This window comes from Exiguobacterium sp. s133, from assembly GCF_018618595.1.
In the GTDB taxonomy this organism is placed as follows: domain Bacteria; phylum Bacillota; class Bacilli; order Exiguobacteriales; family Exiguobacteriaceae; genus Exiguobacterium_A; species Exiguobacterium_A oxidotolerans.
In genome coordinates, this window is record NZ_JACSMK010000014.1 from 58,581 (window position 1) to 75,716 (window position 17,136).

General features: G+C 45.6%; 16 protein-coding genes. 11 read left to right on the forward strand and 5 right to left on the reverse strand.

The genetic code is table 11. The annotated features are described in order from the left end of the window. Nucleotides 1-207: 207 nt before the first annotated feature. On the forward strand, nucleotides 208-852 hold the full coding sequence (locus KNP96_RS15435) for a TVP38/TMEM64 family protein (protein WP_214771714.1): 645 nt from the start codon (nucleotides 208-210) through the stop codon (nucleotides 850-852). Nucleotides 853-1,485: 633 nt separating this feature from the next. After that, the gene (locus KNP96_RS15440) at nucleotides 1,486-2,340 is read left to right on the forward strand and encodes a sulfite exporter TauE/SafE family protein (protein ID WP_088838144.1); all 855 of its coding nucleotides are present in this window, start codon (nucleotides 1,486-1,488) and stop codon (nucleotides 2,338-2,340) included. Nucleotides 2,341-2,404: 64 nt separating this feature from the next. Here KNP96_RS15440 and KNP96_RS15445 read toward each other — a convergent pair whose 3' ends face one another. Next, entirely contained in the window at nucleotides 2,405-3,781 is a 1,377-nt protein-coding gene (locus KNP96_RS15445) for an alanine/glycine:cation symporter family protein (RefSeq protein WP_088838145.1), read from the reverse strand. 162 nt (nucleotides 3,782-3,943) lie between these two features. On the opposite strand from KNP96_RS15445, the gene KNP96_RS15450 reads away from it, so the two are divergent. Both KNP96_RS15450 and ald read left to right on the forward strand, forming a co-directional pair. Further along, nucleotides 3,944-5,161: a PucR family transcriptional regulator gene (locus tag KNP96_RS15450; protein ID WP_029331984.1), complete on the forward strand. Its 1,218-nt coding sequence runs from the start codon at nucleotides 3,944-3,946 to the stop codon at nucleotides 5,159-5,161. A gap of 131 nt (nucleotides 5,162-5,292) precedes the next feature. Beyond that, nucleotides 5,293-6,417, forward strand: coding sequence for an alanine dehydrogenase (ald, locus tag KNP96_RS15455; RefSeq protein WP_214771717.1), 1,125 nt, complete (start codon nucleotides 5,293-5,295; stop codon nucleotides 6,415-6,417). Nucleotides 6,418-6,529: 112 nt separating this feature from the next. On the opposite strand, the gene KNP96_RS15460 is transcribed toward ald, so the two are convergent. Then, nucleotides 6,530-7,177 carry a diacylglycerol/polyprenol kinase family protein gene (locus KNP96_RS15460; protein WP_214771720.1) on the reverse strand — a complete coding sequence of 216 codons (648 nt, stop codon included), beginning with the start codon at nucleotides 7,175-7,177 and terminating at the stop codon, nucleotides 6,530-6,532. Nucleotides 7,178-7,294: 117 nt separating this feature from the next. On the opposite strand from KNP96_RS15460, the gene KNP96_RS15465 reads away from it, so the two are divergent. Next, on the forward strand, nucleotides 7,295-7,915 hold the full coding sequence (locus KNP96_RS15465; RefSeq protein WP_088838149.1) for a DUF1836 domain-containing protein: 621 nt from the start codon (nucleotides 7,295-7,297) through the stop codon (nucleotides 7,913-7,915). A 43-nt stretch (nucleotides 7,916-7,958) separates the two neighbouring features. Here KNP96_RS15465 and KNP96_RS15470 read toward each other — a convergent pair whose 3' ends face one another. Next, the gene (locus KNP96_RS15470) at nucleotides 7,959-8,435 is read right to left on the reverse strand and encodes an LURP-one-related family protein (RefSeq protein ID WP_088838151.1); all 477 of its coding nucleotides are present in this window, start codon (nucleotides 8,433-8,435) and stop codon (nucleotides 7,959-7,961) included. A 171-nt stretch (nucleotides 8,436-8,606) separates the two neighbouring features. Further along, complete coding sequence (locus tag KNP96_RS15475; RefSeq protein WP_088838153.1) at nucleotides 8,607-9,131, reverse strand: restriction endonuclease; 525 nt, start codon at nucleotides 9,129-9,131, stop codon at nucleotides 8,607-8,609. 191 nt (nucleotides 9,132-9,322) lie between these two features. Between KNP96_RS15475 and KNP96_RS15480 the strand changes: the two genes are divergently transcribed. From KNP96_RS15480 to KNP96_RS15490, 3 genes are read left to right on the forward strand one after another with little or no spacing between them, the layout of a single operon-like run. Then, nucleotides 9,323-11,461: a PAS domain-containing sensor histidine kinase gene (locus KNP96_RS15480; RefSeq protein ID WP_088838154.1), complete on the forward strand. Its 2,139-nt coding sequence runs from the start codon at nucleotides 9,323-9,325 to the stop codon at nucleotides 11,459-11,461. Beyond that, the gene (locus KNP96_RS15485; protein ID WP_214771723.1) at nucleotides 11,458-12,543 is read left to right on the forward strand and encodes an SDR family oxidoreductase; all 1,086 of its coding nucleotides are present in this window, start codon (nucleotides 11,458-11,460) and stop codon (nucleotides 12,541-12,543) included. The genes KNP96_RS15480 and KNP96_RS15485 overlap by 4 nt, the downstream gene beginning before the upstream one ends. Then, nucleotides 12,540-13,280: a sugar nucleotide-binding protein gene (locus KNP96_RS15490; RefSeq protein WP_159172973.1), complete on the forward strand. Its 741-nt coding sequence runs from the start codon at nucleotides 12,540-12,542 to the stop codon at nucleotides 13,278-13,280. Before KNP96_RS15485 ends, KNP96_RS15490 begins: the two co-directional genes overlap by 4 nt. Nucleotides 13,281-13,355: 75 nt before the next feature. Here the strand turns inward: KNP96_RS15490 and KNP96_RS15495 are convergent, their stop codons facing one another. After that, nucleotides 13,356-14,747, reverse strand: a complete 1,392-nt coding sequence (locus KNP96_RS15495) for a TrkH family potassium uptake protein (RefSeq protein WP_088838158.1) — start codon at nucleotides 14,745-14,747, stop codon at nucleotides 13,356-13,358. Between the two features lie 160 nt (nucleotides 14,748-14,907). Between KNP96_RS15495 and KNP96_RS15500 the strand changes: the two genes are divergently transcribed. The 3 genes from KNP96_RS15500 (at nucleotide 14,908) to motB (ending at nucleotide 16,781) form a co-directional block, all read left to right on the forward strand. Beyond that, on the forward strand, nucleotides 14,908-15,147 hold the full coding sequence (locus tag KNP96_RS15500; protein WP_029331998.1) for a hypothetical protein: 240 nt from the start codon (nucleotides 14,908-14,910) through the stop codon (nucleotides 15,145-15,147). Nucleotides 15,148-15,247: 100 nt separating this feature from the next. Further along, nucleotides 15,248-16,033, forward strand: coding sequence for a flagellar motor stator protein MotA (gene motA / locus KNP96_RS15505; protein ID WP_214771726.1), 786 nt, complete (start codon nucleotides 15,248-15,250; stop codon nucleotides 16,031-16,033). Then, nucleotides 16,008-16,781 (forward strand): flagellar motor protein MotB, encoded by a 774-nt coding sequence (motB, locus tag KNP96_RS15510; protein ID WP_088838160.1) that lies wholly within the window; start codon nucleotides 16,008-16,010, stop codon nucleotides 16,779-16,781. The genes motA and motB overlap by 26 nt, the downstream gene beginning before the upstream one ends. Nucleotides 16,782-17,136: the final 355 nt, after the last annotated feature.

The window sequence follows — 17,136 nt, forward strand, 5'->3', positions numbered from 1 at the left end:
AGTAAAACGAACGTTGGCGAACGAAGCGTCATAGCTAATAGCTAGCTGGGAACGCCTGCAAAACGCACCCATTTAAGTATAATACCAACTCCGATTCAATTGTACAATCGACAAATCCATGACACTTACATCGTAATTCAATTCCCTTTCTGATGCGGAAAGAGGTAAAATAGAAATCAGCAGTTTATTTTGTAAGGAGGATTCCGAATGCTCCAAACTATCCGTCAATGGATCGAGCACATGATTATATTTCTACAAGATCTTCCGGGTGGAGCTTCGACTGGATTGATTGCACCCTTCTTAGAATCACTATTCCCATTCCTCCCACTCGTCCTGATCATCTCCGCGAACGCGGCGACCTATGGTTTTTGGATGGGAGTGCTCGTATCTTGGGTCGGCAGCATGTTAGGTTCACTCGTCGTGTTTGCTTGTATCCGCTATTTATTTCGCCGTCCAGTCACTCGGTGGCTTGAAAATCATAAGGCAGCACAACACTGGATTGAACGCGTTCGTCACATGAGTCCGATTTCGCTCGGCTTTTTCTTTTCGCTCCCGTTCATGCCGGCCTTTATCATTACATCCATCTCGGCGATGATTCAGTTATCACTCCGTACGTATTTAATTGCAGCTGGCGCCGGCCGCCTGATTGTCGTCATTTTGTTTTCTTTGATCGGCAAAGAGTGGTCCAGTTTTTTAGAAAGACCTGTTCGTCTACTGTTCCTTTTCCTGATCCTACTTGCGATTTGGGGAATCAGTCGCGGTATGGAAGAATGGATTAAACGCCGGGCACTCGCACGTCGTACGAAAAACTTACGTGAACTAGAAAATGTAATTGAAGGTAAGAACAAATAAACAATTTTCTCAAAAACACATGACTTTCCCAAGTGTTTATTTTATTTCACTATCCTGATGGAAGATCGCTTACATGTGATGTTCCATCTTTTTTTGGTTATGCCACCCTTCTTTATGAATCAGATGTTATTTTAGTTCATGATAGAACAATACCTGAACTACGCCTAAATCGACTTACGATTAAGGCTAGGTCTTTTGAATCATTTTCATTCGCTATAATTATATAAAAATACTGTTCACACATTAGACATTATTGATAACGCTTACATTTAATTGGTAAGACCAATATTAGAATAATGTTCACGTTTCGACTCAATAAAATAGGATGGATTTTCCAACTTCTTCATTCCTATAATGAATCTATATTTACGATTCATCGACTCCCTAAGACGGGTATTCCTCTCGTCAGCAAGTCCAAGCATCGTCTCTCTTGCACCCTCGTTCAATGTCACCGGTATCATTGAGCGTACGTAATTTTTGTACCGGAATCGATGGAGCGGCATCTGTCACTCCATCAACAGAATAATCCCCTTAACGGCTCCTTCAACCCCCTTGAAGGAGCCGTTCCCTTTTACTTTCCGCTCCGCCCTTGCGATACTTAACGTACTATGGATTGTGAAGGGATGGACCTGCATGGAATTTTATTATTTTTTACCGCTTGGATTTTTTATTGGCATTATCTCTGGCTTCTTCGGAATCGGGGGCGGAATCATTTTGACGCCCCTCTTGTTGATTCTTGGATTTACCCCGAGTATCGCCATCGCGACAAGCCTCATGTTGACACTTGGTTCAACCGTTTCCGGAACACTCTCTCATCTTCGTCTAAAAAACGTTGTTTGGCGTGATAGTCTCGTCATCGGTGGTGTCGGGATTATCGGTTCGACGATTGCAACGCCCCTCGTCCTTCGACTCGAAGAAGTCAACGGGGCACACCTCGTCATCTCGATTGTTTACATTGCTTTATTACTCTATTTCGCGAATAAGTTCCTTCGTCCAAAGTCGACGAACGGTTCGCAAGACGGATGGCGTAATCGTTACGTCGCTCTCGCCTTTACCGGTCTGTTCGCTGGTTTCGTATCGTCGCTACTCGGTGTCAGCGGAGGCTTCATCATCACGCCACTACTCGTCGGAATCGTCGGTTATGAACTGAAACGAGCGGTCGGGACAAGTATCGCCTCTGCCTTATTGATTGTCCTATCTGGACTCGTCAATTATACAGTGGCGAGTACGGATGTCGATTTGCTCGTCGGTGTCATGTTAATTATCGGCGCCTTACTCGGTGCACCGATCGGCGCCAAACAATTGGGACACTTTGAAAGTCCGTTCGTCAAAAAGTATTTAGGGATCTTTTACTTAACGGTCGCGACAAGCGTGCTGCTTGAAGTGTTAGGCTTTAATACAGCTTCGTTAATCGTCTTAGTGACCCTTAGCGTCGTCTTCTTAGTGACGTTACTTGTATACAGCCGTAAACGTTCAACATCCTCTTAACTGTTTCTCATACTAATAGCCGTCTCCCGTTAAAAAGGGGACGGCTATTTTTCTCTATTTCTTGTTAAGCAACTTTTCGAATCGTACCGGCTTCGTACTCTTTTGTATGATCAATGACGATTTTCGATAATAATAACATCCCGATTAAATTCGGAATCATCATCAGACCGTTCGCAATATCAGCGACCAGCCACAACAATTCTAAATTTGCGATTGCTCCATAACAGGCTGCTAATGCAAAGATGACTTGGTAGAGGCGATTGAATTTCGTCGCACCACTTAAATATTCAAGACATTTCTCACCATAGACATACCACCCGATAATCGTCGAATACCCAAAGAAGAAGACCGAGAAGGCAACCGTCCATTGACCCAGTGGTCCAAGTACACTGGCAAATGCGGCCGATGTAAGTGCCGCTCCTGTCAATGAGCCGTCATGTGTGACACCTGATAACGTCCCTCCCGTCGGATCCCAAAATCCAGTCGTCATTAAAACGAGTGCCGTCATCGTACAAACGATCAACGTCACGATAAACGTACTCGTCATCGAAATCAATCCTTGTTCTGCAGGTCGTTCACTTTTAGCAGACCCGGCAATTAAAGCAGCTGTTCCCAGTCCGGCTTCGTTCGTAAAAATACCACGTGCGACACCAACCTGCATGGCAACCATGATGGACACACCCGCAAATGCGCCGACTGGTGCCAGCGGCTGAAACGCATATTGTACAATCAGCCCTAACGCGGGAATGATTTGGTTCGCTTGAAGAACTAAAATAATGAGTGCCGCCACGATGTAGAGCAAACTCATCACCGGTACAAAAATCGTCGAGATTGAACTCACACGCTCAAGCCCACCACGAATCGAGAAATAGACCGCGACGGCTAGTACAACTCCAAAAGCAAGTAACGGGATGTGGAACGTCTGCTTCAATACCGTCGACATCGCATTCGCCTGGACCGTATTTCCGACGCCAAAAGAAGCAATCAGACCAAACAAGGCAAACGCAACCGCTAACGGCTTAAAACTTTTTCCAAGACCTTTCTCGATGTAGTACATCGGTCCACTGACAATTTCACCACGATCGTTTCGCTGACGAAATAAAATCGCTAACAGACTCTCGGCATACTTCGTCGCCATCCCGACGAGACCAATCACCCACATCCAAAAGATTGCACCTGGCCCCCCCATCGTCAAAGCGACGGCAATTCCGGCGATGTTCCCATTCCCGATTGTCGCAGCCAGTGACGTCATCAGCATTTGAAAGCTACTGATTTCCCCTTCACCATGCCCCGTTTTCGTCAATGCGAGTTGAAACGCTTGTTTTAACCGGCGAAACTGTAATCCTCGAAGACGAACCGTAAAATATAAGCCCGTCCCGACCAATAACACCATGCTCGGGATTCCCCAAATCCATGATGAAATCATGTGTAACACTTCCATCGCACTCCAAATCCTCTCTATCTCTATCTCAGTTGACTCTGCCGCTCACCTTAGCATATTTTTGTTTATTCCTACAATATAAATCGATTGTTTTTGTGGTTATACACAAACGGTTGTATACTAAATATAAGGAATACGATAGAGAAAGAAGGAACTTCATTTATGTTAGAAGCAACGTACCATTCCCTCGATGATTTAGCAGAAGCGATCGGCCTCGCACTTAATGCACCGATAACGATTGAAGACCGCAATCATCGTCTGCTCGCCTACAGTACGCATACGACTGATACAGATCCTGCCCGTGTCGCTACCATCATCGGCCGCCGTGTCCCTGAATCCGTCATCGATCAACTTTGGAAAGATGAGGTCATCCAAAGCTTAGCGGCTCAAGATGATCCACTCGTCATCACTGCCCGGACGAGCGTTGGTTTGAACGACCGCGTCGCCATTGCCATTAAACAAGATATGGAGATTCTCGGTTACATTTGGTCAATCGCTCGCAACACTCCCTTCACGGCTTCAGAGCTAGGCGATTTAAAGAAAGGTGCCATGCTTGCACAACGACAGTTGCTTGCAATCGACATGCAAAAAAAACGGCAAGAAGAACAGACGGAGCAATTCTTTTTTGAGTTACTCCATGAAGAGTTACCCGAAAGTGAAATCCTAAAGACGTTCTCAAAACTTCATCTCGCTCCGCCGGGAATCAGTCGCTTAATGGTCATCCGTTTCCCGGAAGCCATTACGCCGCGTCTAGCCGATCGCCTCCGTTATTTATTGACGATTCAACAGACGGTACGTCCCCTGCTGTATGCATACGACACGACAGATTTTATTTTGTGGATCAGCACAAACGATCGTGACATTCAGCATGAACGCATTCAGTTCGATGCTTTCATCCAGTCATTCCGCCAACTACTCGCCGAACGGTTTTCTTATACAGAATTTGTTGTATCGAGCAGTGAAGTTTTCACCGGCGTGCAGTCGATTCCAGAACGTTACGAAGAAGCAGGTATCGTCTTACGTCTCAAAGACGCCTATCCTTTCGAACTTCAAAATGTGACGCGATACGAGCGACTCGGACTATTCCAGTTATTACCTATCTTTTCAGAACGCCTACGGAGACGGACGGTTCGACTGGAAGAAATCGAACGTCTTCGCGCTTACGACTTGAAACACACAGCTTCTTTATGCGAAACGCTCGAGTGGTTTTTGCATTACGATGGAAACGTCAAACAAGTTGCCGCCCACCTTCACGTCCATCCGAATACGATCTTATACCGCATGCGGCGCATCGAAGAAGAAGCCGGCATTCGGATGGAATCATTACCTGAACGTTCGTTACTTTATCTTTACTTGAAAGCCGACCGTTACCTTTTGTGATTTCTCACAAATAATCCTCTTATTTTTTGAAAACACCGATAAAGTCGTACGCTTTCATTTCTCGTATACTGAGGGAGAAGTAAGTAGTTAAAGGGTTATTGGTTGTTCATTTGCGAAAGGGGATCGCTCTTATGATCATTGGAGTATTAAAAGAAATTAAAAACAACGAAAACCGTGTTGCGTTAACACCTGCCGGGGTAGCAGCGTTAACGATTCATGGACATCAAGTCATCGTCGAAACATCTGCTGGTATGGGGAGCGGCTTTACAAACGAAGAGTATATCGAAGTTGGTGCACAAATCATCGAAACAGCGGCAGAAGTTTGGGCGACTGCTGAGCTTGCGTTGAAGGTCAAAGAACCCATCGCTTCAGAATATCAATACTTCCGTCCCGACTTAACCTTGTTCACTTATCTACACCTTGCAGCGGAGCCAGAACTCACACGGGCACTTGTTGACTCGAAGATTACGGCAATCGCTTATGAAACGGTCGAAAAAAATCGGACATTGCCACTTCTGACACCAATGAGTGAAGTCGCTGGTCGGATGGCTTCACAAATCGGTGCACAGTTCCTTGAAAAACCGCATGGTGGACTGGGGATTCTACTTGCAGGCGTCCCTGGTGTTCGCCGCGGAAAAGTTACTGTCATCGGTGGTGGTGTCGTTGGGACGAACGCAGCAAAACTCGCAGTCGGTCTTGGTGCTGACGTGACGATCATCGACGTCAGTCCTGAGCGCCTTCGTCAACTTGATGATATTTTCGGTAACTCAATCAACACGTTGATTTCGAATCCGTATACGATTGCAGAAGCCGTCGCTGAAAGTGACCTCGTTATTGGTGCCGTCTTGATTCCAGGAGCGAAAGCACCGAAGCTCGTGACAGCAGAGATGGTTGAACGAATGAAACCAGGTGCTGTCATCGTCGATGTCGCGATTGACCAAGGCGGAATTTTCGAAACCGTTGACCGTATTTCGACACATGATAATCCAACGTATGAAAAATTCGGTGTTGTTCACTATGCCGTCGCGAATATGCCGGGTGCTGTTCCACGGACGTCGACACTCGCGCTTACGAACGCAACACTTCCTTACGTTCTCGAACTCGCGAACAAAGGCACACACCGTGCACTTGCTGAAAATACTTCGCTTGAAAAAGGTCTCAACGTCGCGCAAGGATTCGTGACGTACGAAGCAGTCGCGCGCGACCTCGGTTACACGTATAAATCCGTTGAAGATGTATTGCACCTTCACGCTTAATAGAAAACAGCAAAAAAGCAGCAGGTTTCTTCTTTATAGAAGAAATCCGCTGCTTTTTTGTTTTCACCTGAATCGCGCGGCGTCTTACCGGTGAAGCAAGTAGCAACATCTATTAAAGCGCAAACGCAACGAGTGCACCGATTGAAAGCGGGATGAAAACATTATCTAAATCGCGATAGGACACGGCTTCAATCAAGGCAGCAATATTCGCAAGCAAAAAACCGTAACTGATTGCAATCCAAGCCGGTAATGCATATATAAGAAACGTGGAAGTCAGGACGAGGAACGAGAATAAAAACATCGCGATGCTTCCTTCAAACGATCGTTTAATCGCCCCGCGTGTGTAAAACGTCTTTCCGTAGCGTCGACCTACTAAAGCAGCCATTCCGTCGCCCCACGCGAGCACCATGCTGCCGGCGACGAGTGCCATTGGTTCTCGTTCAAAAAAGAGTCCGACTAGAATCAGTAAAGAAATCGGGTAGTAGACCGTCCCGTAAGATATGCGTTCCACTTGATTCATTTGACCCGTCCCGCGTTTTAAGGTCAGCAGATTAACGACCGTGAAAAATAATAACGGGACGATTGCGACATACCAATGATCGATCCAGGCAAGCGCCAGAAAGACCCAATGCCCGACTGCGATATGAATCCATTTCCGAACCGTTTCCGGCTCTGCTCCCACGCGTCGACCAATCGCTTTCAACAAGAACAAGATGAGTCCAATGATGACGATTGTTCCAACAGCAGCAACCCATTCCATATGAATCCTCCTTCTTTTGCTCCATTCTATTGTACTTTGTCTGATTGCCGTTTGCTCTTTCGAACCTTCATTTGATAACATAGGGTCAAATGACGTCCTAGAGAGGAAGTATTCTGAATGTATGATGCTCAAGCCGTGCAAACGTTATCTAACTGCCTATCACATTTAAAAGAAGGAAAAGGGATCGGCACACTCGTTTCCGAGGATGAATCGGATCTTCCGAAAGTCATCCATCGCCTCAAACAATTTGATGCGACGAAAAATGGTTTATCGATTAACGAAATCGTCCATCTCGCGAATGCCTTAATTGGAGAACATATGTCTGCGACGACGATTCAAAACTGGACGAAGCGTGAAGTACGGGACATCATCGGTGTTCCGCATCGCGGGAAAAAATACTCGATCAATCAGGCAGCCATCATCTACTTACTTGATGACTTAAAGCATCTCTTTTCTTTAGAAGAAACACGTGAATTATTGACGATCGTTTTTAAGAACCCCAATATCGATGAAGATGATTTAATCAGTCCGCTCGACTTTTATCTCGTCTATACACAGCATGCAGAGACGAGTGGACCAATCGAACTGACGGAGAAGCGTCTGAGACGCTCTTTAGAGCGTATCCATGCCTATCGACCTGAGACGGTCCACGTCTTACAGCTCTGTCTGTACGCCCGTCGTATTTCGCACCTGACGCACGAAGCAAAACAGCGTCTCCAGCAAGTTTTACAATCTTGAAGTAAAAAGATGCCCTCCAGAATAAACTGAAGGACATCTTTTTTTATACAGCTGTAAGTGGTTTATAGTTGACGGAGTTCGTCAAGCTTTTTAAGACGGACAGCAGTTCATACATTGAGAGTTTGTCAGCATCTTTTACGAGACGATATTCATCGCCGTCTTGCAGCAATTCTGCGACGACTTCGCCTGCCGCACTTCGGACTGAGAATTTCCCTTTTGTCAGGTCGAAGGAAATGACATACGTGCCTCGTTCGTACACGTTATATTCACATTTCTTCGAGAAGAGTGAAAACTTCTCACGCATTTGACCTACCTCTTGACCATCATGGTTCATCACGACCCATTTCTTACATGTCGGGATGAACTTTCCAAACGCTACCCCTCTACCTTCACCATTCATTACTTGAACACGACCTGTCTCGTCGTGTTGAACCGCACCAATCATTTGGTGTGCTTCATCATAAATCGCGGCATGACCTTGCGAAAAAACGCAACCCTGCACATAGACAACTTTGCGCAACAGAAATTCTCCTCTCACTGCTAAAAAGTGCTGGTATTTCGTCCCCAGTATATTTAGACATCCTGAATAGTTTAACTTTCTTTATCTCTATGATATTTCGTTAACGAAAATGATTATTGCACCGTTTGAACAAATTGACAACCCCCTTTTGTCGACAATCATTCGACAACATCAGCGAAAGCCAATTTCTCGTGCAAACTCAAGCAATTCTTCTCGATCAATCAAGCGCACCCGATTCGGTTCTGCCAAGCGACATGCGGCGTCCGTATACGTCGAATTCGTCACGACCCATCCTTCATCCATGTCGTAAAAAGGTACTGCCGCGGCGACTTGTTGAACCGCCTCTAATCCAACCGGTCCACCATAACGTTTTGCTTGAATCGCTATTCTATACCCTTGTGCGTCTTCAATCAATAAATCCGCCCCAAAATCTCTTGAGGCCGGCGTCAGTTCAACGCGATAGCCGGCACCTTCAAATAGTTCGACGAGCCACTCTTCAAACTCCCTGCCTTCCATGCGATCAATTCGATTCGCAAGTGAAGGGGTAAAGAAGGAAAGTAATAAAAAAACGATACATCCTACTATACTGATTCCGACAATTAAAAGTTCCCAGGAACTCGAAAAAAAATAAGTTCCGGCGACTCCGAGCACCGCGAACAGTAGTGCGATTATTCTGCGTTTCGTACGTATTTGCATGACTTGATTCTCCTTCACTCTGAGTTGACTCGAATTCAATCGGTTTCTTTAAAATTAATATACTAAATTCTCTTTCGGTTCGCTTCCTCGAAAGGAACGAACAACGCAGATGGAGAATAAGTGTTGAGAGAAGATTACGTTTTTTAATAATCATCATGCACCGGACTTTATTTTTTGAAAGGAGGTCGCTTATGACTGAACACTCATCCACATCCGCAGAAGCACTTATCCGTGCGACCTTACGTGCCGTCTCAGAACCGCTCGCTTTAGTGGATCGGATGGGCCGAATTAACTTTGTGAATGATACCTTTCACGCCCAATTCCCTACCGACTCCAATGACAAGTCACTGTTTTCACTTTTCTCACTCGACGAACAGTCTCTTCCATTATCTGATTCGGTCCACTTCCGGGTAATCCCTTACGAACTCATCGTCTCACCGATTGCGCAGACTTCCCTTTTCGTCGTTTCCGTTAAATCGCTCGCGATCGACCGCTTGCTCGAATCGACATTAGATGCTGCCCTACTCGTCACAGACGCAGACTTCCATATTACCGCGTTTAATGAAACAGCAGGTACCTTGTTCGGTTACGAAGAACACGAGCTGATCGGAAGATGTCCTGATGACTTACACGATCACGCAGAGTTTGATGAGCGGAAGCGACACTTGGAGCAGTTGAATTTAAAAGACTTATCTCCAGCCGATGTCTTATTGTTGCACGGGCGTGATGCGGAAAACGAATGGGTGTATCACCGTAAAGACGGCTCGACCTTCTATGGTCGATTGTATATGACCCGTCTAGCAGACGGACAATTTTTCTTGTTCATCGTTGATATGAGTGCCCAAAAACAAATTGAGTCACACCTGACGAAAAGTGAACGCCGTTTCCGTCTGTTTTCCGAATCAATCGTCGAAGCGGTCATCTTCCACGACCGTGGTACCATTCTCGACGCGAACCGAGCAGCTGAAGTGATTTTCCGTACAAAACTTGAACAAATCAAGGGACGCAATGCCCTGGATTTCATCCATCCTGACTTTCATGAAGAGGTCAGCCGGCGTATCGAACTCCACCGTAATGATCCGTACGAGGTCATCGGACAACGGGCAGACGGGACACCTGTCGAAATTGAAATTTTCCCGCGCGAAATCATGTACGAAAAAACACGGATGCGTGTCGCCGTCATTCGGGATATCAGTGAGCGTAAAAAAATCGAGAGCATGTTGGAACGTGAAAAAAATGCCATCATGCGTCAACGCGATATCACCCAATCGATTCTGCAAGCTTCAAACGAAGGGTTTTTACTGACAGAAGAAGATGGCAGCTTCATCTTCATGAACGTCAAAGCCCGAAAACTGCTCGATGTTCCAGGGATTGCACCAAGCAAGATTCAAGAACGGATCAGTATGATTCCGAATCTCGATCTCGCGACCCGCTATGAGATGCTACAACAAGTCGAAGAACTCCTTGCCGGCAAGCATTCTGAACTGTCATTTCGGTTTACACTACAACGTCCGAATGAATCCAATCATCTTTACTTCGAGTTTTATGCGACTTCAATTAAGAAGGAACGTAGTCGCATCTCCCGTCATGGTTTTTTGTTCGTCTTCCGCGACCGGACAGAAGAGCAAAAAATGGACCAGGTCAAAGATGAACTCATCAGTACCGTATCGCATGAGCTCCGAACACCCCTCTCATCGATTCTCGGTTATTTGGAGTTGTTGCGCTATCGTAAGCTCACACCTGAAAAAATACAACGCTATGTCGAAATCATGCATGAAGAAGCCAAGCGGTTAACGACGCTCCTCAATGAATTTTTAGATATTCAACGGATGGAAGGCGGCAAACAACCGTACGATTTTAAATCATTCTCTTTACGTCAACTGCTCCTCGATACAACGGACGCTTTTGGTGAAACGGCCGAAACCCATCGCATCGTGCTTGATGTAAAGGAAGATCCTGTCATGATCGTCGCTGATGAAAATAAAATTAAACAAGTCGTTTTGAACTTACTCTCGAATGCAATCAAATATTCACCATCCGCCGACCACGTAACGGTCAGTCTACACACACAAGGCGAGCAAGCCATCATTACTGTGACTGATCACGGTCTCGGAATTCCTCAAAATGCATTCGATAAGCTTTTCACGAAATTTTACCGTGTCGATAATTCAGCCGTCCGTAAGATTGGCGGAACCGGCCTCGGTCTTGCGATTTGTAAAGAAATCATCGAATCACATGGTGGGGCGATTTCCGTCGAGTCGGAGCTCCATCAAGGGTCGACTTTCACGGTTGTACTCGATTTAGATTCAAGAAAGGATTATGCAAAATGAAACGGACTTATTTCATGACAGGATTCCCCGGATTCCTTGCCACCAAATTAATTGAACGTCTCGCTCTTGTGCCGGAACAAATTGACCGGTTTTATTTGCTTCATCTACCGAGCGAACGAACAAGTGCCTTAGCAAAAAAGGAATCGTTACTCGAACACACGCGTCTTGAAGAAGCACAACTCGTTTTATTAGAAGGTGATATCACAACACCCGGATTAGGATTGAACACAGAGACGAAGCAACGACTGTCGACTGAAGTGACGCATCTCTTTCACCTGGCAGCACTGTATGACTTGGCGACGACATTTGATATCGCTTTTCGAATTAACGTCATCGGAACATCGAACGTGACGCAGTTTGCTCATACGTTGCATTATCTTGAACGCTACATCTACTTCAGCACCGCCTATGTCTCCGGGCTCCGGACCGGGACGGTTCTTGAACAAAACCTCAAACATGCCGCATCATTCAAAAATGCGTACGAAGAAACGAAGTACCTGGCAGAAGTTCGCTTTCATGAAGAAGTCGGTTCACTTCCTTACACGATTATTCGTCCAGGTATCGTTGTCGGTCACTCCGAGACAGGGGAGACACCAAAGTGGGATGGGGTTTATTTCGTCTTAAATGCGCTGCGCCTGCTCAAGCAATTCGCCCCCCTTCCTTATGCAGGTAGAGTCAATGCACTCGTCAATCTCGTTCCGTATGATTATGTTATCGATGCGACGACCTATTTAAGCCATATACCAAGCGGCGTCCGTCAAACGTATCACCTGACGGATCCATTCCCACACGGCGCACGGACGATTTATGAGCTGTTACATGATACCTACTATGGTGCTTCTCCACGAGGTGTCGTCCCGTTTCGCCTCGTGACGTCCCTGTTGACCCCGCGTATCGCTACGCGCTTACAGATGCAGCGGCAGACGCTTGATTACTTTGTTCACCCTGTTCACTACGATACGACGAACACACTTCGTGATTTAGACGGAACTGGTATTGTGTGTCCTGATCTTGCTGAGTTTCTTCCACGACTTGTCGATTACTATAAAATTCAACATCCCGAAATGGAGAAAACACAATGAATGCTCTTGTTACCGGTATGAATGGTACAGTCGCACCTGTACTTGCAGACGTCTTACGCATGCATCAGTATGAAGTTACAGCTTGGGATCGATCGGTTGTCTCGACGACTGATCCCGCAATCATGGAAGCTTTTATTGATCAGGTCCAACCTGATCTACTCTTACACATCGGAATGGGTTCTGCTGAATTTGCAGAATCATTGGCACGGCTATCTTTTGAGCGTAACATTCCCTTTCTCTTTACGAGCACGGCTTCTGTCTACGCAAATCATCAACAGGGACCGCATGATCCATCTGTACTTCCGGAAGCAGACGATGACTACGGTTTTTATAAACGAACATGCGAACGACTTATCCAAGCAGTCAATCCTGACGCCTACATCGTCCGGATCGGCTGGCAAATCGGTCAGGTTGCCGGATCAAATAATATGATTGATTATTTAGAACGACATGCCTCAACGGGTCCCATTCCGGCAAGTAAAAACTGGTATCCCGCTTGCTCTTTTTTAGAAGATACGGCGCAAACGCTCTATACAATCTTGACGACTCAAACACCTGGCCTTTATCTTGCCAATGGAAATTCGACCCATTCCTTCTTTGAAATCGCTACAGCATTAAATGTATACCACGGTTCGAAATGGAAAATCGAAGAAGATAATACAATCCAGCGTGATGATCGAATGAAGGATACTCGGGTGACCATTGCCCCAATCTCAGATCGATTATCATTTATGTAAGAAAAGTGCCTCGCCATTCGATGCGTTATCGAACGGTGAGGCACTTTTTAGGAGACATCTGCTACTGACAGCCAATCAACCAATCAGCATATTTTCTTTCGGATAACGAATCAAGCGATTGTGTTGCGTCGCGACCGTGAAGAGAATCGTCAAGGAACCGACACGTCCAAGCAACATCATGAACATGATTAGTCCTTTTCCAAAATCATTCAACTCTGATGTCACATTTAACGAAAGTCCGACCGTCCCGAATGCGGAAACCGTTTCGAAGAAGAGCCCTGTAAACGAGATATTCGGTTGCGACAGTGCCAAGAGCGTTGTGATGACACCGATGAATAAAATGCTGAAAATAGCAATCGCATAAGCTTTTGATACGGCCTGCGCCTGGACGGTCCGACGCATCAGGACCGTTTCTCGTTGTCCCCGTAGATACGTCCAGACGTTCTTTAAGATGACGGCTGCTGTCGTGACTTTAATGCCTGATCCCGTCGACGCCGACCCCGCTCCGATATACATCAAAACCATCATCAAACCGATCGAAAGTGGCACCATCGTCGTCAAATCAATCGTCTGGAACCCTGCCGTCCGGGTCGTCACGACTTGGAAGAAAACGATATGTAGTGCTTGAAAGAACGAATAATTTTGAAGGGAACCGAGATGTGAGACCCACTCATACACCATCATCGCGACCGTCCCGATACCGTTGATGACGAGTAATGATAAAATCATTAATTTCGAGTGTAATGAAATTTTCTTGAAACTGCGGTTAGCCGAAACATCAGCGATGACCGTGAAGCCCAATCCCCCAATCATCAATAGAGCAGAAATCGTAAAAATGAATGTCGTATCTTGTTGGAAGGACGTCAAACTGTCTCCCCATAACGCAAAACCGGCATTATTAAAGGCGGAGACCGCATGAAACAGACCATAATACAGTGATTTTGAGAGCGTATATTTGTATTGAATGAACAGATCGAGAGCAAGTAAGATCATCCCAATCAACTCCAGGATGACGGTCGTCAAGAGAATGTTCCGGACGAGTCGAATCGTTCCTCCCGGACTATCTAAGTTGAACATCTCTTGAATGATGATCCGCTGACGAATCCCGATTTTTCGACCTGTGACACTAAGTAGAACAAGTGCAATCGTCATGAATCCGAGACCACCGATTTGAATTAAAATCATTAAAATCAGTTGCCCCCACAAATTATAGGACTCTGCAATGTTAATCGGCGAAAGCCCCGTCACCGTCGCAGCCGATGTCGCGACGAACAGACAATCAATTAATGCAACGTGGCTATCGCTTTGTTGAAACCAGGGGATCCACAACAATAATCCTCCGAGCAAAATCGTCAATGTGAATCCAGTCGCGATGAAACGGGCTGGTTTATCAAATAATTGATGATACGTTCGTTCTCCAAAATCTCCAAATTTCGCTAAACGTGTATGTCTTTTATGCGAAAACATGCGTTGACTCCTCCTAGATGAGATTACTCAATTGCATTTATCATACTCTCTCGAAAACATTAGTTCTATCGAAATTTGCAATCAACTAAACGTTTTCGTTTTTTTTTGGTAAAATAGATAAAAGCAGACGTGTTAACTTTAAAGGAGGTTGAGGGAAACAGTGGACCCTAGGACGGCTGACCATTCGATTGAGGATGTCTCGCGAAGGCTAGAACGACAATCACAATGGATGCCCGCACAGTTATATTATCAGTTCGAGGAATTATTATCGTTACATCTGGAACAACCGATTCTAAATGAATTGTATAATGTATTAAAAAAATACGACGTATTAACCGATATAGAGCGTGACGAACGAAACGAAAGCATTCAATTGCTAATCGACGAAAACGGCGCTTAATTCTCGGTTTTTGGATTTCCGAGCAGAAGATGCGTCTTCTGCTCTTTTTATTTTTTCGTTCACGACCCTAACAACATGTGGAAAGGTGGCACAATTAACAATGGATATCGTGTCGATAATCGGTATTATTCTTGGACTCATCACGCTCGTCGGAGGAATGATTCTAAAAGGTGCTCCTCCAATCGCCTTACTGAACCCTGCGGCACTCGTCATCATCTTCGCAGGTACAGCAGCAGCCATCATGATTTCCTTCCCGAAGGAACGGCTCAAATTGATTCCAGCCCTGTTCAAAGTCATCTTCTTCGAACAAAATTTAATGACCAAACAAAATCTCATGCTTCAATTTTTGACACTATCGACGCAAGCGCGTAAAGAAGGTCTCTTATCGCTCGAAACAGCGATTGAAGAAGTCGACAACGCGTCCATGAAACGTGGTGTCATGATGGTCATCGATGGTCAACCTTCTGAATATGTGGAAGATGTCATGACACGCGACCTCGAAAACATGACAGAACGCCATCATGCAAACGCGAACATTTTCACACAAGCTGGTACATATGCTCCGACCCTCGGTGTTTTAGGGGCCGTCATCGGTCTAGTCGCCGCCCTATCCGATCTGTCGGATATCGAGAAGCTCGGACACGCAATCTCGGGTGCCTTCATCGCCACATTATTCGGGATTTTCACCGGCTATGTTTTATGGTTTCCATTCGCGACGAAACTCAAACAAAAATCAGCAAATGAAATTCAACTCTATGAAATGATCATTGAAGGAATTCTTTCGATTCAAAACGGGGAATCTCCAAAAAACTTGGAGGATAAGCTACTCGTGTATCTGACGCCGAAGGAGCGTGAAACTTATGAAGCGGAAAAAGAAGCCGCATGATGAACACATCTCGGAAGGTTGGCTGATTCCGTATGCCGATCTTTTGACTCTGTTACTTGCGCTTTTCATCGTCCTTTTTGCTTCGAGTAACGTCGATGCCGTCAAACTAAAAGCGATGTCTCAATCATTCAGTTCCGTCTTCAACGGTGGCTCCGGCATGATTACCAATAGCTCGCTCGCGACTTCACAAGAAGAAGAGGACGAAAAAAAGACGGATGCTCGGACGAAAGCACAAAGTTTTGAAATCTCAGAGCTCGAAAAAATTAAAGCCCAAGCGTCCGACTATATCAAAAAAGAAAAGCTCGAAAAAGATATTAAAGTCGAAATCACGAATGAAGGTCTCGTCTTCACGATTCGAGATCGCGCTCTATTTTCTCCTGCGCAAGCTGAAGTCAAAGGCGAAGCCATCCAAATTGCTCAAGGGATGAGTAACTTACTCGTCAAATCTGGACAACGTCAAATTCAAGTGTCTGGTCATACAGATAACATCCCCATTCGTACGGCACAATACCCGTCGAACTGGGAACTCAGTACGGAACGCGCCATCAGTTTCATGCGTGCGTTGCAAAAAAATCCAAAGTTAGAACCAAAACGGTTCACCGTCACCGGATACGGCGAATACCAACCCATCGCTTCGAATCAAACAGAAAGTGGACGGAGTCAAAATCGGCGCGTCGAAGTCCTCGTCCGTCCGTTACTTGATATCAAAGCAGCGAATTTGCTAGATGAAACAACGGTCAAACCGTAAGAAACAACTAATTTCGAAGATGAAGATACACACGAAGGGATTGCCATCTAACATCGATGCGCAATCCCTTTAGACTGTAAAAACCTTTTTATGAAGCGTGAACATGCTGCAGGGTCGCGACCGATTGCTTTTCGCGGTTCTAAAACGATTCGAGACGGATTACGCTCTAAATCGTCTGCATGCCCGGTTTGCCGTCACGGTATTACCTAAAGAGCGTCACGTTTCGTTGACTCCTACGGGAAAAAGTGCGTTGAAAACGCACTTTCTGATATGCTCCCCAAAAAGTAGACAGTTGAAATAAGAAAAACTGTTTACTTTTGAAAGGAGCTTTTTTCTATGTCCAAATTCAAGCGTT

What these genes read in the sequence shown, in the direction of transcription:
- KNP96_RS15465 (WP_088838149.1), top strand. Translation starts at nt 7,295, where the DNA reads ATGTATGATGCTCAAGCCGTGCAAACGTTATCTAACTGCCTATCACAT.
- KNP96_RS15445 (WP_088838145.1), bottom strand. Translation starts at nt 3,781, where the DNA reads ATGGAAGTGTTACACATGATTTCATCATGGATTTGGGGAATCCCGAGC.
- KNP96_RS15490 (WP_159172973.1), top strand. Translation starts at nt 12,540, where the DNA reads ATGAATGCTCTTGTTACCGGTATGAATGGTACAGTCGCACCTGTACTT.
- KNP96_RS15485 (WP_214771723.1), top strand. Translation starts at nt 11,458, where the DNA reads ATGAAACGGACTTATTTCATGACAGGATTCCCCGGATTCCTTGCCACC.
- motA (WP_214771726.1), top strand. Translation starts at nt 15,248, where the DNA reads ATGGATATCGTGTCGATAATCGGTATTATTCTTGGACTCATCACGCTC.
- motB (WP_088838160.1), top strand. Translation starts at nt 16,008, where the DNA reads ATGAAGCGGAAAAAGAAGCCGCATGATGAACACATCTCGGAAGGTTGG.
- ald (WP_214771717.1), top strand. Translation starts at nt 5,293, where the DNA reads ATGATCATTGGAGTATTAAAAGAAATTAAAAACAACGAAAACCGTGTT.
- KNP96_RS15460 (WP_214771720.1), bottom strand. Translation starts at nt 7,177, where the DNA reads ATGGAATGGGTTGCTGCTGTTGGAACAATCGTCATCATTGGACTCATC.
- KNP96_RS15450 (WP_029331984.1), top strand. Translation starts at nt 3,944, where the DNA reads ATGTTAGAAGCAACGTACCATTCCCTCGATGATTTAGCAGAAGCGATC.
- KNP96_RS15495 (WP_088838158.1), bottom strand. Translation starts at nt 14,747, where the DNA reads ATGTTTTCGCATAAAAGACATACACGTTTAGCGAAATTTGGAGATTTT.
- KNP96_RS15475 (WP_088838153.1), bottom strand. Translation starts at nt 9,131, where the DNA reads ATGCAAATACGTACGAAACGCAGAATAATCGCACTACTGTTCGCGGTG.
- KNP96_RS15440 (WP_088838144.1), top strand. Translation starts at nt 1,486, where the DNA reads ATGGAATTTTATTATTTTTTACCGCTTGGATTTTTTATTGGCATTATC.
- KNP96_RS15435 (WP_214771714.1), top strand. Translation starts at nt 208, where the DNA reads ATGCTCCAAACTATCCGTCAATGGATCGAGCACATGATTATATTTCTA.
- KNP96_RS15480 (WP_088838154.1), top strand. Translation starts at nt 9,323, where the DNA reads ATGACTGAACACTCATCCACATCCGCAGAAGCACTTATCCGTGCGACC.